The organism is Achromobacter sp. GD03932 (assembly GCF_029839485.1).
GTDB lineage: Bacteria > Pseudomonadota > Gammaproteobacteria > Burkholderiales > Burkholderiaceae_B > Achromobacter > Achromobacter bronchisepticus_A.
Window position 1 is genome coordinate 171,638 of sequence record NZ_JAOCAT010000003.1, and the last position, 21,422, is coordinate 193,059.

The 21,422-nt window shown below is 63.9% G+C and carries 19 protein-coding genes and 3 tRNA genes; 7 read left to right on the top strand and 15 right to left on the bottom strand.

Annotation, left to right across the window (positions count from 1 at the left end):
• Window positions 1–4: 4 nt before the first annotated feature.
• The 8 genes from N5C88_RS04135 to egtD all read right to left on the bottom strand — a co-directional run bounded on the left by N5C88_RS04135 (window position 5) and on the right by egtD (window position 6,183).
• The gene (locus tag N5C88_RS04135; RefSeq protein ID WP_280014729.1) at window positions 5–751 is read right to left on the bottom strand and encodes a hypothetical protein; all 747 of its coding nucleotides are present in this window, start codon (window positions 749–751) and stop codon (window positions 5–7) included.
• Window positions 752–1,053: 302 nt separating this feature from the next.
• Window positions 1,054–1,551, bottom strand: a complete 498-nt coding sequence (locus N5C88_RS04140; RefSeq protein ID WP_280014730.1) for a hypothetical protein — start codon at window positions 1,549–1,551, stop codon at window positions 1,054–1,056.
• 2 nt (window positions 1,552–1,553) lie between these two features.
• Complete coding sequence (locus N5C88_RS04145) at window positions 1,554–2,006, bottom strand: helix-turn-helix transcriptional regulator (protein WP_280014731.1); 453 nt, start codon at window positions 2,004–2,006, stop codon at window positions 1,554–1,556.
• Between the two features lie 13 nt (window positions 2,007–2,019).
• Entirely contained in the window at window positions 2,020–2,463 is a 444-nt protein-coding gene (locus N5C88_RS04150; RefSeq protein ID WP_280014732.1) for a hypothetical protein, read from the bottom strand.
• Window positions 2,464–2,927: 464 nt separating this feature from the next.
• Entirely contained in the window at window positions 2,928–3,509 is a 582-nt protein-coding gene (locus N5C88_RS04155) for a hypothetical protein (protein ID WP_280014733.1), read from the bottom strand.
• A 142-nt stretch (window positions 3,510–3,651) separates the two neighbouring features.
• Window positions 3,652–3,728 (bottom strand) — tRNA-Met (locus tag N5C88_RS04160).
• A gap of 125 nt (window positions 3,729–3,853) precedes the next feature.
• The gene (egtB, locus tag N5C88_RS04165) at window positions 3,854–5,170 is read right to left on the bottom strand and encodes an ergothioneine biosynthesis protein EgtB (RefSeq protein WP_280014734.1); all 1,317 of its coding nucleotides are present in this window, start codon (window positions 5,168–5,170) and stop codon (window positions 3,854–3,856) included.
• A gap of 35 nt (window positions 5,171–5,205) precedes the next feature.
• The gene (gene egtD, locus N5C88_RS04170; RefSeq protein ID WP_118932216.1) at window positions 5,206–6,183 is read right to left on the bottom strand and encodes an L-histidine N(alpha)-methyltransferase; all 978 of its coding nucleotides are present in this window, start codon (window positions 6,181–6,183) and stop codon (window positions 5,206–5,208) included.
• A gap of 423 nt (window positions 6,184–6,606) precedes the next feature.
• On the opposite strand from egtD, the gene N5C88_RS04175 reads away from it, so the two are divergent.
• Window positions 6,607–6,942: a DUF883 family protein gene (locus N5C88_RS04175; protein ID WP_059378525.1), complete on the top strand. Its 336-nt coding sequence runs from the start codon at window positions 6,607–6,609 to the stop codon at window positions 6,940–6,942.
• 68 nt (window positions 6,943–7,010) lie between these two features.
• Window positions 7,011–8,414 carry a phospholipase D-like domain-containing protein gene (locus tag N5C88_RS04180; protein ID WP_280014736.1) on the top strand — a complete coding sequence of 468 codons (1,404 nt, stop codon included), beginning with the start codon at window positions 7,011–7,013 and terminating at the stop codon, window positions 8,412–8,414.
• Between the two features lie 18 nt (window positions 8,415–8,432).
• Here N5C88_RS04180 and N5C88_RS04185 read toward each other — a convergent pair whose 3' ends face one another.
• The 5 genes from N5C88_RS04185 to N5C88_RS04205 form a co-directional block, all read right to left on the bottom strand.
• Window positions 8,433–10,103, bottom strand: a complete 1,671-nt coding sequence (locus N5C88_RS04185; protein WP_280014737.1) for an FMN-binding glutamate synthase family protein — start codon at window positions 10,101–10,103, stop codon at window positions 8,433–8,435.
• 84 nt (window positions 10,104–10,187) lie between these two features.
• Window positions 10,188–11,414: a YeeE/YedE family protein gene (locus N5C88_RS04190; protein WP_059378521.1), complete on the bottom strand. Its 1,227-nt coding sequence runs from the start codon at window positions 11,412–11,414 to the stop codon at window positions 10,188–10,190.
• A gap of 142 nt (window positions 11,415–11,556) precedes the next feature.
• Entirely contained in the window at window positions 11,557–12,837 is a 1,281-nt protein-coding gene (locus N5C88_RS04195; protein ID WP_059378560.1) for an arsenic transporter, read from the bottom strand.
• 12 nt (window positions 12,838–12,849) lie between these two features.
• Window positions 12,850–13,794: an AEC family transporter gene (locus N5C88_RS04200; RefSeq protein ID WP_280014738.1), complete on the bottom strand. Its 945-nt coding sequence runs from the start codon at window positions 13,792–13,794 to the stop codon at window positions 12,850–12,852.
• A 27-nt stretch (window positions 13,795–13,821) separates the two neighbouring features.
• Window positions 13,822–14,715 (bottom strand): DMT family transporter, encoded by an 894-nt coding sequence (locus tag N5C88_RS04205; protein WP_059378557.1) that lies wholly within the window; start codon window positions 14,713–14,715, stop codon window positions 13,822–13,824.
• Window positions 14,716–14,834: 119 nt separating this feature from the next.
• On the opposite strand from N5C88_RS04205, the gene N5C88_RS04210 reads away from it, so the two are divergent.
• Window positions 14,835–15,278 (top strand): GNAT family N-acetyltransferase, encoded by a 444-nt coding sequence (locus tag N5C88_RS04210; protein WP_059378555.1) that lies wholly within the window; start codon window positions 14,835–14,837, stop codon window positions 15,276–15,278.
• A 155-nt stretch (window positions 15,279–15,433) separates the two neighbouring features.
• Here the strand turns inward: N5C88_RS04210 and N5C88_RS04215 are convergent.
• A tRNA-Leu gene (locus N5C88_RS04215) sits at window positions 15,434–15,518 on the bottom strand.
• Window positions 15,519–15,679: 161 nt separating this feature from the next.
• On the opposite strand from N5C88_RS04215, the gene N5C88_RS04220 reads away from it, so the two are divergent.
• Window positions 15,680–16,291 (top strand): DTW domain-containing protein, encoded by a 612-nt coding sequence (locus tag N5C88_RS04220; RefSeq protein WP_280014739.1) that lies wholly within the window; start codon window positions 15,680–15,682, stop codon window positions 16,289–16,291.
• A 111-nt stretch (window positions 16,292–16,402) separates the two neighbouring features.
• Here the strand turns inward: N5C88_RS04220 and N5C88_RS04225 are convergent.
• Window positions 16,403–16,487: transfer RNA gene (locus N5C88_RS04225), tRNA-Leu, on the bottom strand.
• A gap of 243 nt (window positions 16,488–16,730) precedes the next feature.
• Between N5C88_RS04225 and rnr the strand changes: the two genes are divergently transcribed.
• From rnr to N5C88_RS04240, 3 genes are all read left to right on the top strand, one after another.
• Entirely contained in the window at window positions 16,731–19,205 is a 2,475-nt protein-coding gene (rnr, locus tag N5C88_RS04230) for a ribonuclease R (RefSeq protein ID WP_059378517.1), read from the top strand.
• A gap of 130 nt (window positions 19,206–19,335) precedes the next feature.
• Complete coding sequence (gene rlmB, locus N5C88_RS04235) at window positions 19,336–20,073, top strand: 23S rRNA (guanosine(2251)-2'-O)-methyltransferase RlmB (protein WP_013392619.1); 738 nt, start codon at window positions 19,336–19,338, stop codon at window positions 20,071–20,073.
• A 52-nt stretch (window positions 20,074–20,125) separates the two neighbouring features.
• Complete coding sequence (locus tag N5C88_RS04240; protein WP_251877142.1) at window positions 20,126–21,370, top strand: cystathionine gamma-synthase family protein; 1,245 nt, start codon at window positions 20,126–20,128, stop codon at window positions 21,368–21,370.
• Window positions 21,371–21,422: the final 52 nt, after the last annotated feature.

Consider the following 21,422-nt stretch of genomic DNA (forward strand, 5'->3'; position numbering starts at 1 on the left):
GGGGCTAGTCTGCATTTGGCCACCCCGGGGTAAGAAGGCTGCGGAACCGTTTTCGGATGTCGTCGGCGCTTTTTGAGAAAAGGTCAGACTTGCCAGCGTCGATGCGCGCCTGTAGCTTCATTTTCTCTAATTCTTGAACTGGAAGCGCAGATTTCTGGTCTAGGAATGCGAGCATGCGAAGTCTAAATTGCCCAGGGTCGGGCAATTTATCGGGGTTCCGAATGGCCCAATCGTCGAAGTTCTCGTAAATGGACTTGACGCGTTGTTGCTCGTCGGAAACCGAATCGGCCGCGCTGTGCACTGCCAGTTCGACGGCTGCGCGGTCTTTTGGGCGGAGCTCTAGAAGTGCCGGAGATCCAGATAATGACGCGATTAGGCAATCTTTCACGTTCATTGCAAAATATGATTTCTCGGCAGTGACTTTGTCATCTGGATCGTCGACAGGGCTCATCAGGTGCTTGAGCAGTGGATCGCATTCGACGCTAATAGCTTGGACGAATTCGGACAATGCGTAGGCCCGCAACTGTAAATAGGCTTTGTCGATTTGCGAGGTTAGCCTTGATAGTTCCAGCTGCTGGCGAGCAACAGATTCTTCCAGCGCTGCGCTGCGATAGAGCGGTATGACGGTGAAGTAGATCGTGCAGAGAGTCACGGCAAAGAGGCCGACTTGCGCAATGTGGCTGAATCGAAGCAGCCAAACATCCAGTCGTCGATCGTTACTTGCGCGTGGGCGCCGCTGTTTCCGTACCATTAGGTCACACGCTCGTTATGTCAGAACTGAAAGTATAGCGATTGCGGTCACAGTGGATGTCCCCCCATCTGCCATTCCAGTAATTGCGCTAAGCATGATGAAAGTCATCGCGGCGCCATCCCCTTGCGCAGCTTGCCCTGGGACTCCAGCAGTTCCATGGTCATCTGGTCTTTCCCCTGCACTCGTGGCTCCTTGGCTAGGCCCGCGAGCAGGTCGTCGTAGATGTCGCTCGTTAGGCCGGCGGTGGGTGCATAGCCGAAATAAAAGCCACCCGGAGGTGGCTTTTTGGTTGCGGGAGGGCGCTATTCCGCGGCGGATTTTGTTGCTTTGACCGCCTTTCTCGCCGGCGCCTTCTTCGCGGCCTTTCGACGCGATGGAGCGTGGTCCATAAAATTAGCTCCAGGAAGATACAGGGCGCCGTTGATCATGCGAGATGTCGTGGTTAGGATCATCTCACGCAACGAACTGTAGAGAATCGAAAGACCGTTCACGACAACCAGATCTAAAGCGTCTTCCTCAGATTTATCTCCGGAATAGATAAACCCGCCCATGATTGCGGCGGTGATTGCATAGGGAGCTTTCTTCCCGTCACCATTGTTGGGCACTCTTATGCGCAGAAAGACGGGATACGCGGGGCGTCCATCCTTTTCCATGACGTCATATTTTACCGCGATATCGAATTTGACCCCCGCCCAATCGAATCCGTCTGCATCTGAATTTTCGTCTCCTTCAGGCATATACGGGACAATGGATAGTTCGCCATAGACAATGGATTGCGTCTGGATAGGACTAGATTGCATCGCTACGCGGCCTCTGCAACTCGTGCCTGATCACCGGCAGCGTAGGACCATTCGGTTGGCTCAATGTTCAGGTTCAATTCCCAGAACTTCTTAGGAGCGGGCGGTTGCGTGTGCAGGTAGCGCGAAAAGCTCTTCCATTCACGGGCATCTTGGGCTTCTTGAGACTTGCGAGCGATCTTGCCTGCGGCGGCGCGAGGCACCACCTCTACCTTGACGACACAATCCAGAGCCAAGGCATACTTGAGCATAGACTTCAGGCTAAGATTGGTCGATCCAGCCAGAATTTGAGAAATTTGAGATTGGCTCACGCCGGCGCGATCGGCGAATTCTCTTTGACTGAGATTCTCGCTCTGAAGCAGGTTCAGCAGTTGCATTGCGAACTCATGTTTTGCGGAGGCTTCCCAGTACGAGTCACGCTCGCGGGCCTTCTTGACGAGTTGAGAAAATCTGCTCATGGCAATCCTCGGTTTAGTTTTCTTTTATCTTGAGCGCATTCTGGGCGTGCGCTTCAGCGTAGGCATCTCTTGCATCAAGCAAGAGCTTGCGCGTGCTTTTGGAGACTTTATCGGTTCGCTTGACTTCGGCATATGGGCAAAGCACCACCTTTCTGTCTAAGCCATAGAAGAAATAAAGGCGTAGACAGCCCTTTCGTAGACGAAAAATCCCTTCGCCTTCGATCGCTTCGTGGCAGATGCTGCTATTCCCGTTGAAAATTGCAGGTCCATTAGCCGCATGCCCGATCGCCTCTATGAGATCGATCAGGCCAGAGGCGTAGCCTTCGTACTGCTCATCCTCAAGCCAGGCCTCAAGTGAGTCTTCAACTGGGGAAGAGTCCTCTGTAGCAATTGCATAGAGACGCCAACAAGGGGCTTTGTCATCTTCAGTGTCCTCCCATAGTGGACTCAACAGCATCGATCTTAACCTATAAGTAAAGTCGTGGTGTGCACATTTCAATGTGCCTGTGGGGTCTTTTTAACACTTTGTTTCGAACTGGCGCCAGCGTTTCTGTTGATGGCGACCAGGGTATCGACCATTGCGACCGGATCCTCTGCCCAGCCTGCGTCATCCCGCAGCCTGGCGCCAGAGCAAACGAAAACGCCCCAACCCGTGAGGGGAGCTGGGGCGTAGTACCCAGGTGCTCGCCGGCGAGGGCTCACTTGGGCCGCCGAAGTTTATCGGTCAGTGCGCTAGTAAGAGTGGTACAAGAATCGCCCCTGTGCCTCTCGGGTGCACGGAACCGCTTCAGCTGCTTTTCTGCATCCTTCAGTGTCTGGTAGTGGCTGCACATGGCCCCTCCCGTAGGGAAGGGCCAGTGTAAGGGCAGCGGCCCTACTTCGGCGCTGGCAGGCTTCCTAAGGTGCCTGTCACGCAAGCTGTCAATGATTGAGCCGGAGGTAGCTCAACGTCAGCTTGTCCCATCGCCCCTTGTTATCGGTTATCCATGTGGCGGCATCAAACCACTCGCGTTCGTGTTTCTCCACTGTCGGCGGCGCTGCCGTTGTCACTTTGGATAGCTGATATTGGCTCATCACCAGATGTCGATACTTGCGTATAGGGTCTGGATCGACCATTGTGATAGGTTGCGGCATGTCGCCAAATGCGCTTGCTCTCTTTGGCATAGCCGTGTAGAACAGCTTGAGACTTCTCTCTGAGAGTTCTTTCAGAAATGCGTCGATGGCAGGATCAGAGAATAGAAATTTCGCGTGTGCGAGTGACCCGGATAGCGTCCGAGCTTCGGCCAACGTCAATGCCCCAGTGTCTGTCAGTTTAAAAAAAGCACGCACATCTTCGTAGACGCGTACACGCTTTTCAAACATGTCGAACTTGAGCTTTTTACGTGCCGTGGCGGCGCTCTGGTATGCAACGTAAACCGCGGCTATGCCAATGATCGGCGTACCAAGGGCCTGAACCCAGGCGGCTGGTTGCGACAAGGCCAGCCATTGCAGAAAGCTCTCCAAGCTAGCTCCCATCGAACAATCAATCGAACACGCGTGGGTGGTACTGTATGACCTACTGGATATTAGACGCTGTCTAATATTCCGTCCAAAACGCCGCAATGAAAAAAAAGCCCCCACTTACGTGGAGGCCCTTTGAATTCTTTGGTGGCGCATCCCTGATTCGAACAGGGGACCTGCGGATTATGATTCCGTCGCTCTAACCGGCTGAGCTAATGCGCCATTTCGATCAACCTCTGGGTTTGCGTCACATCCGTGTCGCAATCAGTGATCAACGAAGAACGAAATTCTAGCACGAAATTTTTGACGCGTGCAAGCGATCCTCGGTCAAATTTCAAAGAAAGGCTTCAGGCGTCCCGCGCCAGCCGGATGCCAGAGAACTGCCAGCGGGCCTCGGGTGGGAAAAAATTGCGGTAACTGGGGCGGATGTGGTCCCTGGGGGTGGCGCAGGAGCCGCCTCGCAAGACGTACTGGTTGCACATGAATTTGCCGTTGTATTCGCCCACCGCGCCGCTGTCGGGCTTGAAGCCGGGGTAGGCATCGTAGGCGCTGGAAGTCCATTCCCAGGCGTCGCCGAACAGTTGCACGGGGCCGCCCGTGCCGCTGCGCGCGGGCGCCGGTCGCGTGTCCAGGTGGCCGTTCTCCAGCATGTTGGCGCGCCCGGCCAGCGCGCCTTCGGGCTGTTGGCGGGCGGCATGTTCCCATTCGGCTTCGCGCGGCAGCCGCACGCGCGCCCAGCGGGCGTAGGCGTCGGCCTCGAAATAGCTGACGTGCGTGACCGGCGCCTGCAGTTCGAGTTCCTGCATGCCGCGCAGCGTGAAGATGCGCCAATCGTCGCGCTGTCCTTCCCAGTAAAGCGGCGCGCGCCAGCCTTCGGCGCAGGCTATGTCCCAGCCCAGCGACAGCCAGAGTTCGGGCCGCTTGTAGCCGCCATCCCGGATGAAGGCCAGGTATTCGTGCTGGGTCACCAACCGGTCGGCCAGGTGGAACGGGGCCAGCAGCACGTCATGGGCTGGCCCCTCGTTGTCGAAACCGAAGCCATTACCGTCATGGCCGATGCGGGTGATGCCGCCGCCATAGCGGGTCCAGCCGGCCGGTGTGGAAGGTGGCAGCGCGGACGGACCGGGCGCGACGTAGGCGGGCTTGAGCGGATTGGCCGACAGCATGTGCTTCAGATCGGTCAGGATCAGCTCCTGGTGTTGCTGCTCGTGATTCAGGCCCAGCTCCAGCAAGGCGTCGAAGGCGGGATCGTTGCCGCCCAGGCGCGAGATCAGTTCATGCATCGCGCCGTCCACATGACGGCGGTAGTGCTGCACTTCCGCCAGCGCGGGACGCGACAGCAGGCCGCGGCGCGGACGCGGATGCTTGGCGCCGACGGCGTTGTAGTAGGAGTTGAACAGCATGCGGTACTGCGGATGGAACACCGCATAGGACGGGTGAAAGCGCGTCAGCAGAAAGGTCTCGAAGAACCAGGTGGTGTGGGCCAGATGCCATTTGACCGGGCTGCAGTCCGGCATGGATTGCACCTGGCAATCCTCGGGGCTGAGTGGGGCGGCCAGGGCCGTGCTGGTCGAGCGCACCGCGTCGTAGCGGTCGTGCTGGCCCGCCTGGCCGGCAGCGTAAGGTCCGGTGGCAGGGTGAGTCAGCAGGCACGCAGGTTCCATGGCGATCCTCCAGTGGCGTTGAGGGCAGGCCCGCTTTACGCGCGGGCGCTGAAAATCGAGAACCAGCCGCGGGAATCCGACCAGTGCGCGACGTCGCGGTAGCCGGCGCTCTGCAGCAGGTCGGCGAAGGCTTGGGGAGTGAACTTGTAGGAGTTTTCAGTGTGGATGCGTTCGCCGGCGCTGAACGCGCGCGCGCCGCCCGGCCACGCCACGCGCACCGCGCGCAGCGCTTCCAGATGCATTTCGATGCGCGAGTCGGCGCTGTTGAACAGCGCCACGTGGCGCCAGTCGTCCACGTCGAAATCGGCGTCCAGCACGCTGTTCACGTGCCGCAGCAGGTTCAGGTTGAAGGCCGCGGTCAGGTGCAGCGCGTCGTCGTAGGCGGGTTCCAGTACTTGTTTTGGCTTGACGCGGTCCACCCCGACCAGCAAGCCGCCGCCCGCGCATTGCTCGCGGATGCGCCGCAGCATGGCGTGCGCGTCCGCGGGGCTGAGATTGCCGATGCTGGAACCGGGATAGAAGAACAGCCGCTGTTCGGCCGGAATGCTGGCGGGCAGGGCCAACGCGTGCGTGAAGTCCTGGCCGATGGCGGTGATCTGCAGGTCGGGGTAGGACAGCTGCAGGCGGCGCACCGCGGCTTGCAGGTAGTCGGCCGAAATGTCGATGGGCACGTAATGGCGCGGGCGCAGGCTGGGGAACAGGCGTTCGGCCTTGACGCAATCGCCCGCGCCCAGGTCGATCATGGAGAGCACCGGTCCGACGTGGCGTGCAATGTCGGCGCCGTGGCGCTGGAAGATCTCCGACTCGCAGCGCGTCGGGTAATACTCCGGGAGCTGTGTGATCGCGGTAAAGAGCGCCGAGCCCAGCGCGTCATAGAGGAACTTGGGATCGATGTGCGCGTGGCGCGCCAGCAAGCCTTCGTGCAGTTCAAGCTGCTCGGCGCTGGGCGGCTGCGGCGCTTGCGCGATGAATTTCGGCGCGGCGGGGGCAAACAGTGCGGAAGGCGAAACCATGCGTCCTGTTCCTTTTCTGTCGCCGGGACGGCCCGCCGCGGGTGCGCCCAGGATGGGGCGGCGGGCGGTCGGGAGGCGCGGCGTTGGGAGGCTCAGACCAGGCGGTTCTGGCGCATTGCAAAAGTCTATTGTGGCGGTCAGGGCGGGGCCGGTGTCAAGCGCCAAGCCGCTGAATGCAATGGATTTTTACGAATTTGAAAGACGGCATGCAAGCTCCGGCGCCGGCCTGCGGGGCGCGCGCTGCCGATACCTTTGCTTGCGTTGAAATATCGGTTTACGGCTGGTTGCCAAAGCTCTGGCGGCCGCGGCCGTTGATGGTCACAATGGGACTCTTCAATGCGCGGCGCGCTTCGGGTACTGAGCGTGCTGCATTGCGTCAGGCGGCCCGACTCCGCGAGGCCCAACAACTAGAAAGGAGCGACCATGAACCGAAAGCACCAACGCGCCGAAATGGCCCTGCACCGTGAGCGCGTCAGCGACAGCTTCCACGAGCTGCTCGCCGGCACGGAAGACCTGTTGCGCTCGACGGCGTCGTATACGGGGTCCGAGATCGAATCGGCGCGCGCGCGCCTGAGGCGCCAATTGGCCGACGCGCGCGAGTCCGCCGGCGATTGGGAGGGCGCGGCGCGGGAACGCGCGCGCCGCGCAACCGCCTATGCTGACGAGTACGTGCATGAACATGCCTGGAAGTCGGTGGGCGTGGCGGCGCTGGTGGGCGCCTTGCTAGGCTGCCTCCTGGCCTCGGGCGGCCGCCGCTAAGCCCTGACGCCATGAAGCCGTCCGGGGCTGCGCGCCGGTCGGGACTGCGGCGGGATTGGCGGGCGTGGATGGCCCGCGCACACCGGTTGCTGCTGCCGCTGGCGTGTGCGGTCTGGCTTGCGGCCTGCGCCAGTGTTCCTGATTCGCAGGAGCGCCGCGCGCGCGCATCGCAGGCCAGCCTGTCTTCCGACGCGGCCTCGGACAGCTATCGCCGCGGGCAGGGCATCGCCGCGGACCCGCGGACTCCCAAGGGCGACTTTCTCGCGCGTCACCTTGCCGTCGAGCGAGCAGTCAGCGGCGCGCCCCTGGTCGCCGGCAACCGTGTCCGGCTGCTGGCGGACGGCCCCAGCACCTACCGCGCCATGCTGCATTCCATCGCGCAGGCTCGCCGGTACGTGCACATGGAAACCTATATCTTCGATGACGATGCCGAGGGTTCGCGCTTTGCCGAAGCCCTGATCGCGGCGCGCAATCGCGGCGCCGAAGTGTCCTTGATGGTCGACGCGGTCGGCACGATCAAGACGCCCGATGCCTTGTTCCAGCGCCTGCGCGATGCGGGCGTACAGGTGGCGATCTTCAATCCGGTCAACCCGGCGAGCGGCCGCGCGGGCTGGTCGCCGAACCAGCGCAACCATCGCAAGGTGCTGGTCGTGGACGGCAAGGTCGGCTACCTGGGCGGCATCAACGTCAGCAGCGTCTACGAGTCTTCCCCAAGCTCGGGATCGGGTAGCGGAGGCAGTGCAGGCAAGGCGGACGCGCCTGCGGCCGCCGACGCCCGGGCGGCGCCCTGGCGCGACACGCATCTGCGCATCGAAGGGCCTGCCGTGGCCCAACTGGAGCAGGTCATCCGCGCGGGTTGGGAGTCCCAGTCCGAGGAGCCGATCAAGGGGGGCAATTCGCAGGTGGCGCCGCCCGTGGGTGCAACGACGGTGCGGATACTGGCCAATCAGCCGGACCGCAGCGATGGCTACACCGTCTACCTGACGCTGATGTCGGCGTTTGAAAGCGCACAGGAATACATCCATATCACCATGGCGTACTTCGTGCCGGATCCCGCCTTCATCGAAGTCCTGACGGACGCGGCCCGGCGCGGCGTCGACGTGGCGCTGGTGCTGCCCGGCTTCAGCGACTCGTCGCTGGTGTTCCATGCGGGACGTTCGCACTATACGGACCTGCTCAAGGCCGGCGTGAAAATCTACGAGCGGCGCGATGCGCTCTTGCATGCCAAGACCGCGGTGGTGGACGGCGTGTGGTCCACGGTGGGGTCCAGCAACCTGGATTGGCGCAGCTTTGCGTTGAACTACGAAATCAATGCCGTGGTGCTGGGGCCTGAATTCGCGGCCGAAATGGAGGCGCTGTTCCAGCGCGACGTCGCCGATTCGGTGCGGATCACGCCCGAGGCCTGGCAAGCCAGGGGCGTGGGTGACCGTTCGATGGAGTTCTTCTCGCGCATGTTCGAGCGCTGGCTGTAGCGCCCGGCGGCAGCCGGATCAGACTTGCGCGGCGGCCGGCGCGGCATGGGCGGCATGCTCTTGCGCCAATGCGGTGGTGATGTCGTGGGTCGGCTGGAACGAACTGGCCTGGGCCATGGCCCAGCCCGCGCGGAACACCTGATGGCGGAATTCGCCGCGCAGCAGTTCGCCCGGCGCGAGTTCCGGGAACAGCGCCGACAGCAGCCGGATTTCACTGGAGGAGATGCGGCGTGCGATATGGTGCGGGCGCAGTTGGCCGGGGTGGGTCAGGCCGGCCGCGGCCAGCAGTTCCGCCAGCGCATGCAGCGTGTTGCGGTGGAAGTTGGCGACGCGCTGCGCCTTGTCCGGCACCACCAGCGCGCGCTGGCGCAGCGGGTCCTGCGTGGTGACGCCGGTGGGGCATTTGCCGGTGTGGCAGGCTTGCGCCTGGATGCAGCCGATGGCGAACATGAAGCCGCGCGCGGCGTTGCACCAGTCCGCGCCCATGGCCATGACGCGGGCCATGTCGAAAGCGGTGATGATCTTGCCGGATGCGCCCAGCTTGATGCGGTCGCGCAGGTTCACGCCGATCAGCGTGTTGTGGACCAGGCGCAGCGCTTCGCGCAGCGGCGTGCCGACGTGGTCGACGAACTCCACGGGCGCGGCGCCGGTGCCGCCTTCGGCCCCATCCACCACGATGAAATCCGGCGTGATGCCGGTTTCCAGCATGGCCTTGACGATGGCGAACCACTCCCACGGGTGGCCCACGCAGAACTTGAAGCCCACCGGCTTGCCGCCGGACAGTTCGCGCAGGCGCGCCACGAATTTCATCAGGCCGATGGGCGTATCGAAGGCGGAATGGGTGGCCGGCGAATTGCAGTCCTGCCAGGCCACGACGCCGCGCGCTTCGGCGATCTCCGGCGTCACCTTGCCGGCGGGCAGGATGCCGCCATGGCCGGGCTTGGCGCCCTGCGACAGCTTGATCTCGATCATCTTGACCTGCGGCGTACAGGCATTCTTGACGAAAGCCTCTTCGGAGAACGCGCCGTGTTCGTCGCGGCAACCGAAGTAGCCCGAGCCGATGTTCCAGACCAGGCTGCCGCCCGGCTGGCGGTGGTAGCGGCTGATGCCGCCTTCACCGGTGTCGTGCGCGAAGTCGCCCTGGCGCGCGCCTTCGTTCAGGGCCAGGATGGCATTGGCCGACAAGGCGCCAAAGCTCATGGCCGACACGTTGAACGCGGACATGGAGTAGGGCTGCTTGCACTCGGGGCCACCCACCGTGACGCGGAAGTCGGTGTCGGGGATTTGCGAGGGCGACATGGAATGGTTGATCCATTCGTAGCGGTCGCCGTAGACGTCTTCCTGGGTGCCGAAGGGACGCTTGTCGATCTCGCGCTTGGCGCGCTGGTAGACGATGGAGCGCTGCGCGCGCGAGAACGGCGCGGCCTGCGTGTCGTCTTCCAGGAAGTATTGGCGGATCTCGGGCCGGATGAATTCGAACAGGAAGCGCAGATTGCCCAGGACCGGATAGTTGCGGCGGATGGCGTGGCGCGTTTGCGCCAGGTCATAGACGCCCAGCGCGGCCAGCAGTGTCAGCGGCACGGCCAGCCAAAGCCACCCGGGCGAGCTGGTCGCGGCCAGGGCGGCGGTAACCGCGGCGCCGATCAGGGTCAGTAAAAAAGCCGTGTAGCGGCCGAAAATCCAGTTCATGTCCATCTCCGTATTTCGGGATGGAGCAACCATACACCAGGAGCTGTCCGGCCGTGCCAGCGGACAGCCCTGGAATACTGTTTCTCAGCAGCTGGACGCCGCCGGGGTCTTTTCGACGGCGAGGCCGAAGGCGGGGCGCAGGCGCACACCCAGGGCGCTGCCGGCGAAGGCGGCCGGCAGCCACAGCCAGGCATGCAGGCTGCCCGACAGGATGCCGCTGAAGTAGGCGCCGATATTGCAGCCGAAGGCCAGGCGCGAACCATAGCCTAGCAGCAGGCCGCCGATGACGGCGCCGGCCAGCGAGCGGGCCGGCACCTTCCAGATGGGCGCGAACTTGCCGGCGGCGCTGGCCGCGGCCAGCGCGCCCAGCATCAGGCCGATGTCCATGACGGTGGTGACGTCCTGGCGCAGCGGCGCGGCCAGCGAGGGCTGCTTGGCCCAGTAGGCCCAGGTGGCCACGTCGCCGCCCAAGGCGTCGAGGGTCTTGGCGCCCCACAGCGCGAAGGCGGACGTGATGCCCCAGGGGCGGCCAGCCAGCGCCAGCGTGGCGAAGTTCAGCACAACCAGCGCCACGCCGCCCCAGATCAGCGGCCAGGGGCCTTGCAGCAGGGAGGCCGGGCGCGCGGTGCGCGAGGCGAACGAGATCACATGGCCGTGGCGGCGCTTCTCCAGCGCCGTGGCCGCCCACGCGATCAGCGCGAACACGGCCAGGTTGATGGCCAGCGCGGGCGCCAGGCCCCAGGTCTTGATCAGCGAGGTCGGCGCCAGCGCCGGCAGGCTCGACCACCAGCCGAAGTTGGCGGTCGCAATGACCGAGCCGATGATGAAGAACAGCAGCGTGACCACCATGCGGGTGTTGCCGCCGCCGACCGCGAACAGCGTACCCGAGGCGCAGCCGCCGCCCAGCTGCATGCCGATGCCGAACAGGAAGGCGCCCAGCAGGACTGAGACTCCCGGGGGCGACACGAAGCCGCTGACGGGTTGGCCAAACAGCGTGCCGGCCGCCAGGAAGGGGAAGAACAGCAGCACGCCCGCGGCCAGCATCAGCATCTGCGCGCGCAGCCCCGCGCCGCGGCGGTCGGACACGAACACGCGCCAGGCCTGCGTGAAGCCGAAGGAGGCGTGGTACAGGGTCACGCCCAGCAGGGCGCCGACGATCCACAGCGCGCCCTGGCGCCAGCTGACGGTCTCATGCAGGTACAGGGCGCCCGCCAGCACCAGCAGCAGGGCGATCCAGAGCGGCTTGCGGTTGATCTGGATGGGCGGCAGGGCCGAGGAAGGCAGGGGGAGAGTCGAGGCGTTGGTGCTCATGGGCGAGTCCCGGAACTTGATACGTAAGAAAGCAAAACGGGCGCGCGCAGGCACCCGTGTGGTGGTTGGAAGTCTAAAGCGGTGGACGGCTGGATCAAAACACCAATTAATGCCTTTTATATAACTAAAAATTATATAGAGTTTACTGCAGGCGCCAAGCCAGCGCGGCCAGAGTCAGCAGCAGCACAGGCAACGTCAGCACGATGCCGACCTTGAAGTAGTAGCCCCAGGTGATGCGCAGGCCCTTGCGCGCCAGCACGTGCAGCCACAGCAGCGTGGCCAGGCTGCCGATAGGCGTGATCTTGGGACCCAGATCGCTGCCGATGATGTTGGCGTAGATCATTGCGTCCTTCACGGCTCCCGTGGCGCTGGTGTCCGCGATCGACAGCGCGCCCACCAGCACGGTAGGCAGGTTGTTCATGATGGACGACAGGAAGGCGGTGATGAGGCCCGTGCCCATCGCCGCGCCCCAGACGCCGTATTCCGCGCAGCGGTCCAGCACTTGCGCCAGGTGCGCAGTCAGGCCGGCGTTGCGCAGGCCATACACCACCAGGTACATGCCCAGCGAGAACACCACGATGTGCCAGGGCGCCTCGCGCATGATGCGGCGCGTGCCGACGATGTGCTGCCGTCCCGCGATCAGCAGCAGGCCCAGCGCGCCGACGGCGGCGATGGCGCTGACCGGGATGCCCATGGGTTCCAGGATGAAAAAGCCCGCCAGCAGCAGGGTCAGCACGACCCAGCCGGCGCGGAAGGTGGTCAGGTCGCGGATTGCGGACGCGGGCGCGGGCAGCTGGCTCACGTCGTAGCGCGGCGGAATGCTGCGGTGGAAAAACAGCAGCAACACCCCCAGCGTGGACGCCACGGCCATCAGGTTCACCGGCAGCATTACCGATGCGTACTCGCCGAAGCCGATATTGAAGAAGTCGGCCGACACGATGTTGACCAGGTTGGATACGATCAGCGCGATGCTGCCCGTGTCCGCGATGAAGCCCGCAGCCATCACGAAGGCCAGCGATGCGCCGGGGCCGAAGCCCAGCGCCACCAGCATTTCCATGACGATGGGCGTAAGGATCAGCGCCGCGCCGTCGTTGGCGAACAGGGCGGACACGGCGGCGCCCAGCAGCACGATCAATACGAACAGCAGCCGGCCGCGGCCGCCGCCCCAGCGCGCCACGTGCAGCGCGGACCATTCGAAAAAGCCGGCCTCGTCCAGGATCAGGCTGGTGACGATGATGGCGATGAAGGTGGCGGTCGCGTTCCAGACAATGCGCCAGACATCCGCGATGTCGGCCAGGTGGACCACGCCCGTGGCCAGGGCAAGCGCCGCGCCCAGCACGGCGCTCCAGCCGATCGACAGGCCCCTGGGCTGCCAGATGACCAGCGTGATGGTGAGTACGAAGATGGCGACGGCGAGCAACATGATGAAGAGCAATCAGGAGATCGGGTGTGCGCTGATCCAGGCGACCAGCAGGCTGACGGTCAGCACCGATGCGACGGTGGAAACCAGGATGGCGCGCGAGGTCACGCGGGCGTCGCGGCCGTACATCTGGGCCAGCATGAAAGGGCCGGTGCCGATGGGCAGCGCGCTCATCAGCACGGCGGTCCAGGCCCACACTGGCGGCATGGCGAAGACGTAGAACGCCAGCACTGCCGTGACGGCGGGCTGCAGCAGCAGCTTGCCGGCGACCAGGCGCATGACGCCGGGTCCCGAGCTGGACGTCTCCGTCTGCGCCAGGAACAGGCCGATCGTGACCAGGGCGCAGGGACTGGCGGACGCGCCCAGCAAGGCTACGTAGCGGTCCACGCCCTCCGGCAGCGCGAGGCCGGTGAAAGCCCAGGCCAGGCCCAGCAGCGGCGCCGCCAGCAGCGGGTTGCGCAGCAGCGCGCGGCCGACCTTGAACAGGGTCAAGGACAGGTTGGGCGTCTGCTGGCGGTCGAACTCGATCAAGGCGATGGCGAAGCCGAACAGCACGCTGGCGGTGAGCAGGGTGGTGAATGTGGCGGGCGCCATGCTGTCAGGGCCCAACAGCGCCAGGCACAGCGGAATGCCCATGTAGCCGGCGTTGGCATAGGACGCGGCCAGGCCCTGGATGCCACGGTCGGTCAGCGCGCGCTGCGTGCGGCGCGCGCCGAGAAACGAGGCCAGGAACGTGACGGCGATGCCACCCGCGAAGGCGCCCACGAAACCCCAGTGCGCCATGTGCGTCAGGTCCACCTGCGTCATGGCGCGGAACAGCAGCGCGGGCAGCGACAAATAGACGACATAGCGGTTCAGCGCGTCGGTGGCGCCGGTGCCCAGGATGCGCCAACGGGCGGCTAGCCAGCCGGTCAGGATCAGCGCGAAGACCGGCAGGGCGGAGGTAACGACGGCGTTCATGGGCAGGGATCTGGTGGGGCGCTCATTCTACTTGGCGGCGGTGCGCGCCGTGCGCGTCACCAGCAGGATGCCGAGCGCCGCCAGCGCCATGCCCGGCCAGGCCAGCGCGGGAATGGCTTCGCCCAGGATGATCAGCGCAATGATGGCGGTGCAAGGCGGCACCAGGAAGAACAGCGCCGACACGCGCGAGGCCTCGCCGTAGCGGATCATGGTCAGCAGCAAGGTGATCGCCACCAGCGAATTGCCCACGACCAGGTAAGCCAGCGAACCCAGCAGGGGGCCGGTCCATTCGATGTGCATCGGCTCCAGCCAGAACGCCAGCGGCGCGGTGGCGATCAGGCCGACCGCGTACTGCACCATGTTCGAGGTGACGGGATGCGTCTGCACGCCAAAACGCTTTTCGTACAGCGTGCCGCCGGTGATGCAGAGCAGGGCGCTGATGGCGAACGCCAGGCCCAGCGGAGAGATCACGTCGATCGAGGCCTTGGCGATGATCACGAGCGCCGCGCCCGATACCCCCAGCCCCAAGCCTGCCCAACGGCGCGCATCGACCTTCTCGTGCGCAATCACCGGCGCCAGCAGGCCGATCAGGATGGGTTGCAGCGACGTGATCAGCGCCAGGGCGCCGGCCGACATCCCCTGTTTGAGCGAAAGGTAGGTAAAGCAGAAGTAGCCTGCCTGCAACAGCAGCCCGACCATCGCCAGGTGGCCCCAGGCACTGGCGCCGCGCGGCAGCGGCGGGCGCAGGAACAGCATGAAGGGCGCAAGTATCAGCACCACGCAGGCGTAGCGCAGCGCCAGGAACGTCATGGGGTCGGCATAGGCCAGGCCCACTTTGAGCACGACGAAACCGCTGGACCAGAGAAGCAGGAAGAGCGCGGGCGCGGCTTTCAACCAGGCGGGGGGAGCGGCAGGCGGCATGTGGGGGAACATGGACGACGTGGGCAAGCCGCGATCGTACCCCCTTTTGGCCATTGTTCATCCCTGCCAAAATGGGGTTTAGGATTCTTTTATTCATTTGCTGCACGCGAGGGATGGACATGTCGACCAACAAACAAGCAACGGTGCGTATCGCCCTGGGAACCTGGGACCGTTTGCGCGACGACGCGTATTCGGTGCGCCACGAAGTGTTCGTCGTCGAACAGAAAGTGCCGCCCGAGGTCGAGCTGGACGACGATGACGCCGTGTCGGTGCACGCCGTGGCATACGGCCCGGACGGCACGCCGATGGGCACGGGCCGGCTTCTGCCCGATGGCCATATCGGCCGCATGGCGGTCCACAAGAAGGCCCGTGGCATGGGCGTCGGCAGTCAGTTGCTGGACGCGTTGATCGAACAGGGGCATGGCGACGGCCATCGCATGCTGGTGCTGCACGCGCAGACGCACGCGGCGGGCTTCTACCAAGCCCATGGCTTCAATGTGGAAGGCGAGGAATTCGTCGAGGCCGGTATTCCGCACGTGGTCATGACCCGCGTGCTGAAGTAAGGCGGGCCGCCCGGCTCAAAGCGTCTGCCTGTGAGCCGGGCCGGGCAATCAAACAGGCTGGATAAAGAAAAGGGCCGGACAAAGAAAAAACCCCGGACGCTTACGCGTTCGGGGTTTTTTTGGCGCATCACGCAGGTACCTCGTGATGTAATAATTGGTGCCCAGGAGAGGACTCGAACCTCCACACCTTGCGGCACATGGACCTGAACCATGCGCGTCTACCAATTCCGCCACCTGGGCGCTGATGCTTTACTTGTCGCTTCGCTTTCGCGTTGTTTCTTGTTCAGCAGCAGAGGAATGAGATTATGCACACTTTTTTTGAAGTGTGCAAGTCGTGTGGCTTTTTTTTCATATTTTTTTGCTGCCGGGCCGCTTTCGAACTTTCGATATAGTGTCGCCCCATGTCCCGTACCCTCTGCACGCGTTGCCTGCGTCCTCTATCGCACTGCCTGTGCGCGCTGATTCCCTCGCTTTCCTGCCGCACCCAAGTGGTGGTGCTGCAGCATCCAAGCGAGGCGCGCCACGCCTTGAACACCGCGAGGCTGGCTGTGCTGGGCCTGGATGGCGCGCGCCGCGTCGTCGGCGAATATTTTTCGGAAGACGATTGGGCGTTGCCGGGCTATCTGCCGCGCCTGCTGTTTCCGGGCGAAGGCGCTGAGGTACTGGCGCCGGGCTATGGGCAGGAGCTTGGCGCGCCGATCAGATTGATCGTGCCCGACGGCACCTGGGGGCATGCGCGCAAGCTGCTGCATATCAATCCCGGGCTTGCCGCGTTGCCGCGCGTGATGCTGCCTGCGGGGCTTTCCACGCGCTACCGGGTTCGCCACGCCGACGTGCCAGGTGCGCTGTCGACGATAGAGGCTGTGACGCATGCCTTGAATGCGCTTGAGGCGCCGATGAATTTCGATGCGTTGTTAAAGCCTTTCGAGGCCTTGATCGACGGTCAGATCGACGGCATGGGCGCCGACCTGTATGCGCGGCATCATTTGAATCGCAAGGTGCCGTGGCGTTGAAGCGACGAGGGTAGGGCGATGCAAAGCAAAAGCCCCGGAAATCTTGCGATTTCCGGGGCCTTTTAGCTTTTGCCATCAAGACCGGCTTGCATGGTCTTGATTGAAATTCCGTGGTGCCCAGGAGAGGACTCGAACCTCCACACCTTGCGGCACATGGACCTGAACCATGCGCGTCTACCAATTCCGCCACCTGGGCACTGAGAGATACTGTCAGAAGTATGTGATACGCTGCCGCTCTAGTTGCATCGCTTCAGTTAAAACACATTAACTAAAACATGCGTCCAAAGTGCAGTTGGTTCTACAATAAGGTTTTTAAGCAACTTGCTTTTCAAACCCCGGCTGGGTTTTAAACTTCCCGGCCTTTCTGACCATTTTCTGCTTCAGTGTTCAGCCTTGGGCGAACCACAGAAGCTGCGCATTATATACGGAAATTTTAGCTTTGGCAAAACGATCGAATAACGAATCGAATAACAACAGATCAACACCCTTGCCCGAAGCGCCGCCGGACTTCGATCCTGATGTCCCGTCCCGTGAAGCCATCCTGAAAGCGCTGCGCGCCGCAGGCTCGCCGCTGTCTCCGGTGGAACTGGCCGAACGCATGGGCGTCGAGCGCGCCGCGACGATGGTGGGATTTGAGCGCCGCCTGGGCGCCATGGAGCGCGACGGCCAATTGATGCCCAACCGCAAGGGCGTGTTGCTGCTGGCCACCAAACTGGACTTCGTTGCCGGCAAGGTGCTGGGGCATCGCGACGGCTTCGGCTTCCTGCTGCGTGATGACGGCGGCCCGGACCTGTTCCTGTCGCCGCGCGAAATGCTCAAGGTGCTGCATGGCGACCGCGTACTGGTCAAGCCCACTGGCGAATACCGCGGCAAGCCGGAAGGCACCATCGTCGAAGTCATTGAGCGCCGTACCAACAAGCTGGTGGGGCGCTTCCTGCACGAGCATGGCCTGTCCATCGTCGTGCCCGAGGACCAGCGCATCAAGCATGACATCCTGATTCCGCCCAGCGACACCAACGGCGCCCAGCATGGGCAGGTGGTCGCGGTTGAAATCATGGAGCAGCCCACGCGCCATACGCAGCCGCTGGGCCGTGTGGCCGAGGTGCTGGGTGAGATCGACGATCCCGGCATGGAGATCGAGATCGCGGTGCGCAAGTTCGACGTGCCGGTCGATTTCTCCGAGGCCGCGCTCAAGCAGGCCGCCCGCCTGCCGGACGTGGTCAGGAAGACCGATCTCAAGGACCGCGTCGACCTGCGCGACGTGCCGCTCATCACCATCGACGGCGAGGACGCGCGCGACTTCGACGACGCGGTGTACTGTGAACCCGTGGAGCTGGGTACGGGTCAGCGCAAGCGTCCGGGCTGGCGCCTGCTGGTGGCCATCGCCGACGTCAGCCACTATGTGCGTCCGGGTGACGCCCTGGACGACGACGCGATCGAACGCGGCACCAGCGTGTACTTCCCGCGCCGGGTCATCCCGATGCTGCCGGAGTCCCTGTCCAACGGCTTGTGTTCGCTGAACCCGGACGTCGACCGCCTGGTGCTGGTTTGCGACATGGTCATTCCGGCCAGCGGCGCCAAGGCCGGCACCGTCACCGCCTACCAGTTCTATAACGCGGTCATGCACTCGCATGCGCGCACCACCTATACGAACATCTGGGCCGCCCTGCAGCAGCCCGGCGGTCCGGCCGCGCACGCCATGCGCAGCGTCATGCCCCAGGTCCAGCACCTGTACGAACTCTTTCAACTGCTGGCGCAAGGGCGCAAGAAGCGCGGCGCCATCGACTTCGACACGGTCGAAACCAAGATCGTCTGCAACGAGCTCGGCCGCATCGAACAGATCGTGCCGTCGGTGCGCAACGATGCCCACAAGCTGATTGAAGAGTGCATGCTGGCCGCCAATACCTGCGCGGCCGACTTCATGGCCCGCAGCAAGCATCCCGGCCTGTACCGCATCCACGAAGGCCCCACGCCCGAGCGCCTGCAATCGCTGCGCGAGTTCCTGCGCACCATGGGCCTGTCGCTGGGCGGCGGCGAGACGCCCACGGCCAAGGATTACGGCGATTTCCTGGATTCGGTGCGCGGACGCCCCGACTACCAGCTATTGCAGACGATGTGCCTGCGCTCCATGCAGCAGGCGGTCTACAGCCCCGACAACATGGGCCACTTCGGCCTGTCCTATCCCGGCTACAGCCACTTCACTTCGCCCATCCGCCGCTATCCCGACCTGCTGACGCATCGTGTCATCAAGGCGTTGCTGGCTGGTCAGCGCTACGTGCCCAGCCTGGAAGACCAGCCCGTGGTGATCGGCCGCACGCAGCGCGAGCACGAACATGCCATCTGGGAAAAGATGGGCCTGGTGCTGTCTGCCAGCGAGCGCCGCGCCGACGAGGCGTCGCGCGACGTCGAGGCCTGGCTGAAGTGCTGGTTCGTCAAGGAGCGCGTGGGCGAGGACTTCAGCGGCACCGTTACCGGCGTCGCCAGCTTCGGCATCTTCGTCACGCTGGATACCCTGCACGTCGAAGGGCTGGTGCATGTTTCCGAGCTGGGCGGCGAGTACTTCCAGTTCAACGACGCCCTGCACGAGTTGCGCGGCGAGCGTACCGGCATGCGTTACCGCCTGACCGACAAGGTGCAGGTGCAGGTGTCGCGCGTGGACCTCGAAGCCCGCCGCATCGAGTTCCGCCTGGTGCAGGGCACCAGCTTCGACGCCTTGCGCAAGGCCTCGGCCCGCAGTCCGGACGAGTCTTCCCGCCGCGTCAAGAAGGCAGCGTCGCCCAAGCCCGCCGCCCTGAAGGGCCAAACCGCCAAGGAGCGGCGCGCCGAGGCCAAGAAGGCCAGCAAGCCGCCGCGGGCGCCCAAGGCATCCAAGCGCGCCGCGCCGGCCAAGAAGGCCGCGCACAAGCGCCACTGACACTTCCTTATGGCGCGGCCGTCGTAGGGCGGCCGCGCCATAAGGGGTAACATTGCATCTATGGCCGGCTTGGTCCGGTGGCCCGCCCCGCTCTGGGGCGGGTATTCGTTTATCTAAAGGTATTGCATTTATGGCGTCGACCCAAGTCCTGGCCGGGTTTCACGCGGTTGTTGCGCGGCTGCGCCACGCGCCCGACTCGATCAAGGAAATCTATGTAGAGGCGTCGCGCCGCGACAAGCGGATGCAGACGTTCATCGAGCAAGCCGAAAAAGCGGGCTGCCGCCTGCATCCGGTCCCCATGGAGCGTCTGGACGGGCTATCCCGCGGCACCCGCCATCAGGGCGTGGTGGCGCTGGCCGAAGAGCGCCAGCTGGCGGTGGACGTGGATGAGGTGCTCGACGTCATCGAAGGTCCGCCGCTGCTGTTGATCCTGGATGGCGTGACCGATCCCCACAATCTGGGCGCCTGCCTGCGCACCGCGGATGCCGCCGGCGTGCACGCCGTCATCGCGCCGCGCGACCGGGCCGTCGGCCTGAACGCGACCGTGCAGCGCGTGGCGTGCGGGGCGGCCGATACGGTGCCCTATCTGATGGTGACCAACCTGGCGCGCACCATGCGCAGCCTGAAGGACCGCGGCGTGTGGCTGGTGGGCACGGACGACCAGGCCACCGACAGCATGCACCAGATCGATGCGCGCCAGCCCATGGCCTGGGTCATGGGGGCGGAAGGCGAGGGCATGCGCCGTCTGACGCGGGAAACCTGCGATCAACTGGTGAACATTCCCATGCTGGGTTCGGTGGAAAGCCTGAACGTCAGCGTGGCCAGCGCCGTCTGCCTCTATGAAACCGTGCGCCAGCGCCGTTCCTGATTTATCCGTCTTGCCTATCTTGTAGACCACACCCTCTTCGCGTCAGCCCATCATGCACCAGAACGGCTTTACCACCACGATCCTCCATTCCGACCGCAAGCAATCCGTCGAGCACGGAGCGGTGCACAAGCCCATGCATCCGTCCTCGGAGTTCGCCTACGAAGACGCGCGCGAGCTGGCCGCGGTCTTCCAGGGCAAGGCCGGCTTCACCTACGCCCGCCAAGGCACGCCCACCACCACCGCGCTGGAGGCCAAGATCAACCAGATGGAAAGCGGCAAGGGCACGGTCAGCTTCGCGACCGGCATGGCCGCGCTGGCTGCCATCTTCACCACGCTGCTGCGCCGCGGCGATCACCTGGTGTCCAGCCAGTTCGTGTTCGGCAACACCAACAGCCTGCTGGGCACGCTGCTGGAGCTGGGCGTGGAGATCACCTTCGTGGACGCAACCGATTCGGCGCAGGTGCGCGCGGCGATCCAGCCCAACACCCGCATGGTTTTCACCGAAACCATCGCCAACCCGGGCACGCAAGTTGCTGACCTGGCCGTGATCGGGGAAATCTGCCGCGAGAAGGGTCTGGTCTATGTCGTCGACAACACCTTGACCTCGCCCTGGATGTTCCGGCCGGTCTCGGTCGGGGCGTCCCTGGTGATGAACTCGCTGTCCAAATACATTGGCGGTCATGGCAATGCATTGGGTGGCGCCGTCACGGACACGGGGCTGTATGACTGGTCGAACTACTCGAACATCTACGAGGCCTATCGCAAGGGGCCGTCCACCAGTTGGGGGCTTACGCAGGTCAAGAAGAAGGGTCTGCGCGACATGGGAGGCACCTTGGCGGCCGAACCCGCGCACCGCATCGCGGTGGGTGCCGAGACCCTGGCCCTGCGCATGGCCAAGCACTGCGCCAACGCGCTGGCGCTGGCGCGCTTCCTGGAGGATCATCCGGGCGTGGCCAAGGTGCATTACCCCGGGCTTGCCAGCCACCCGCAGCATGCGCGCGCGGCGGCGCTGTTCGGCTCGCGCTTCGGCGGCCTGCTGGGCGTCGAGCTGGCGGACGGGGTGGACTGCTTCGATTTCCTGAACCGCCTGCGCATCGTGCTGATGGCGACCCACCTGGGCGATACGCGCAGCCTGGCGCTGCCTGCCGCCCACACCATCTATTACGAAATGGGCGCCGAGCGCCGTAAGCAAATGGGCATCGCGGACAGTCTCATCCGCGTGTCCGTGGGCATCGAAGACGAGGCCGATCTGCTGTTTGATTTCGATCAGGCGCTCAACGGTTGCCTGCAGGGATAATGCGGCACGCGCGCGGCCGGTGGCCGGGCGCGCTTGCAACGCAATCGGGATA

Excerpts from the sequence above, each read along its gene's own strand:
- N5C88_RS04135 (WP_280014729.1), bottom strand. The coding sequence starts at position 751 with ATGGTACGGAAACAGCGGCGCCCACGCGCAAGTAACGATCGACGACTG.
- N5C88_RS04140 (WP_280014730.1), bottom strand. The coding sequence starts at position 1,551 with ATGCAATCTAGTCCTATCCAGACGCAATCCATTGTCTATGGCGAACTA.
- N5C88_RS04145 (WP_280014731.1), bottom strand. The coding sequence starts at position 2,006 with ATGAGCAGATTTTCTCAACTCGTCAAGAAGGCCCGCGAGCGTGACTCG.
- N5C88_RS04150 (WP_280014732.1), bottom strand. The coding sequence starts at position 2,463 with ATGCTGTTGAGTCCACTATGGGAGGACACTGAAGATGACAAAGCCCCT.
- egtB (WP_280014734.1), bottom strand. The coding sequence starts at position 5,170 with ATGGAACCTGCGTGCCTGCTGACTCACCCTGCCACCGGACCTTACGCT.
- egtD (WP_118932216.1), bottom strand. The coding sequence starts at position 6,183 with ATGGTTTCGCCTTCCGCACTGTTTGCCCCCGCCGCGCCGAAATTCATC.
- N5C88_RS04175 (WP_059378525.1), top strand. The coding sequence starts at position 6,607 with ATGAACCGAAAGCACCAACGCGCCGAAATGGCCCTGCACCGTGAGCGC.
- N5C88_RS04180 (WP_280014736.1), top strand. The coding sequence starts at position 7,011 with ATGGCCCGCGCACACCGGTTGCTGCTGCCGCTGGCGTGTGCGGTCTGG.
- N5C88_RS04185 (WP_280014737.1), bottom strand. The coding sequence starts at position 10,103 with ATGAACTGGATTTTCGGCCGCTACACGGCTTTTTTACTGACCCTGATC.
- N5C88_RS04190 (WP_059378521.1), bottom strand. The coding sequence starts at position 11,414 with ATGAGCACCAACGCCTCGACTCTCCCCCTGCCTTCCTCGGCCCTGCCG.
- N5C88_RS04195 (WP_059378560.1), bottom strand. The coding sequence starts at position 12,837 with ATGTTGCTCGCCGTCGCCATCTTCGTACTCACCATCACGCTGGTCATC.
- N5C88_RS04200 (WP_280014738.1), bottom strand. The coding sequence starts at position 13,794 with ATGAACGCCGTCGTTACCTCCGCCCTGCCGGTCTTCGCGCTGATCCTG.
- N5C88_RS04205 (WP_059378557.1), bottom strand. The coding sequence starts at position 14,715 with ATGCCGCCTGCCGCTCCCCCCGCCTGGTTGAAAGCCGCGCCCGCGCTC.
- N5C88_RS04210 (WP_059378555.1), top strand. The coding sequence starts at position 14,835 with ATGTCGACCAACAAACAAGCAACGGTGCGTATCGCCCTGGGAACCTGG.
- N5C88_RS04220 (WP_280014739.1), top strand. The coding sequence starts at position 15,680 with ATGTCCCGTACCCTCTGCACGCGTTGCCTGCGTCCTCTATCGCACTGC.
- rlmB (WP_013392619.1), top strand. The coding sequence starts at position 19,336 with ATGGCGTCGACCCAAGTCCTGGCCGGGTTTCACGCGGTTGTTGCGCGG.
- N5C88_RS04240 (WP_251877142.1), top strand. The coding sequence starts at position 20,126 with ATGCACCAGAACGGCTTTACCACCACGATCCTCCATTCCGACCGCAAG.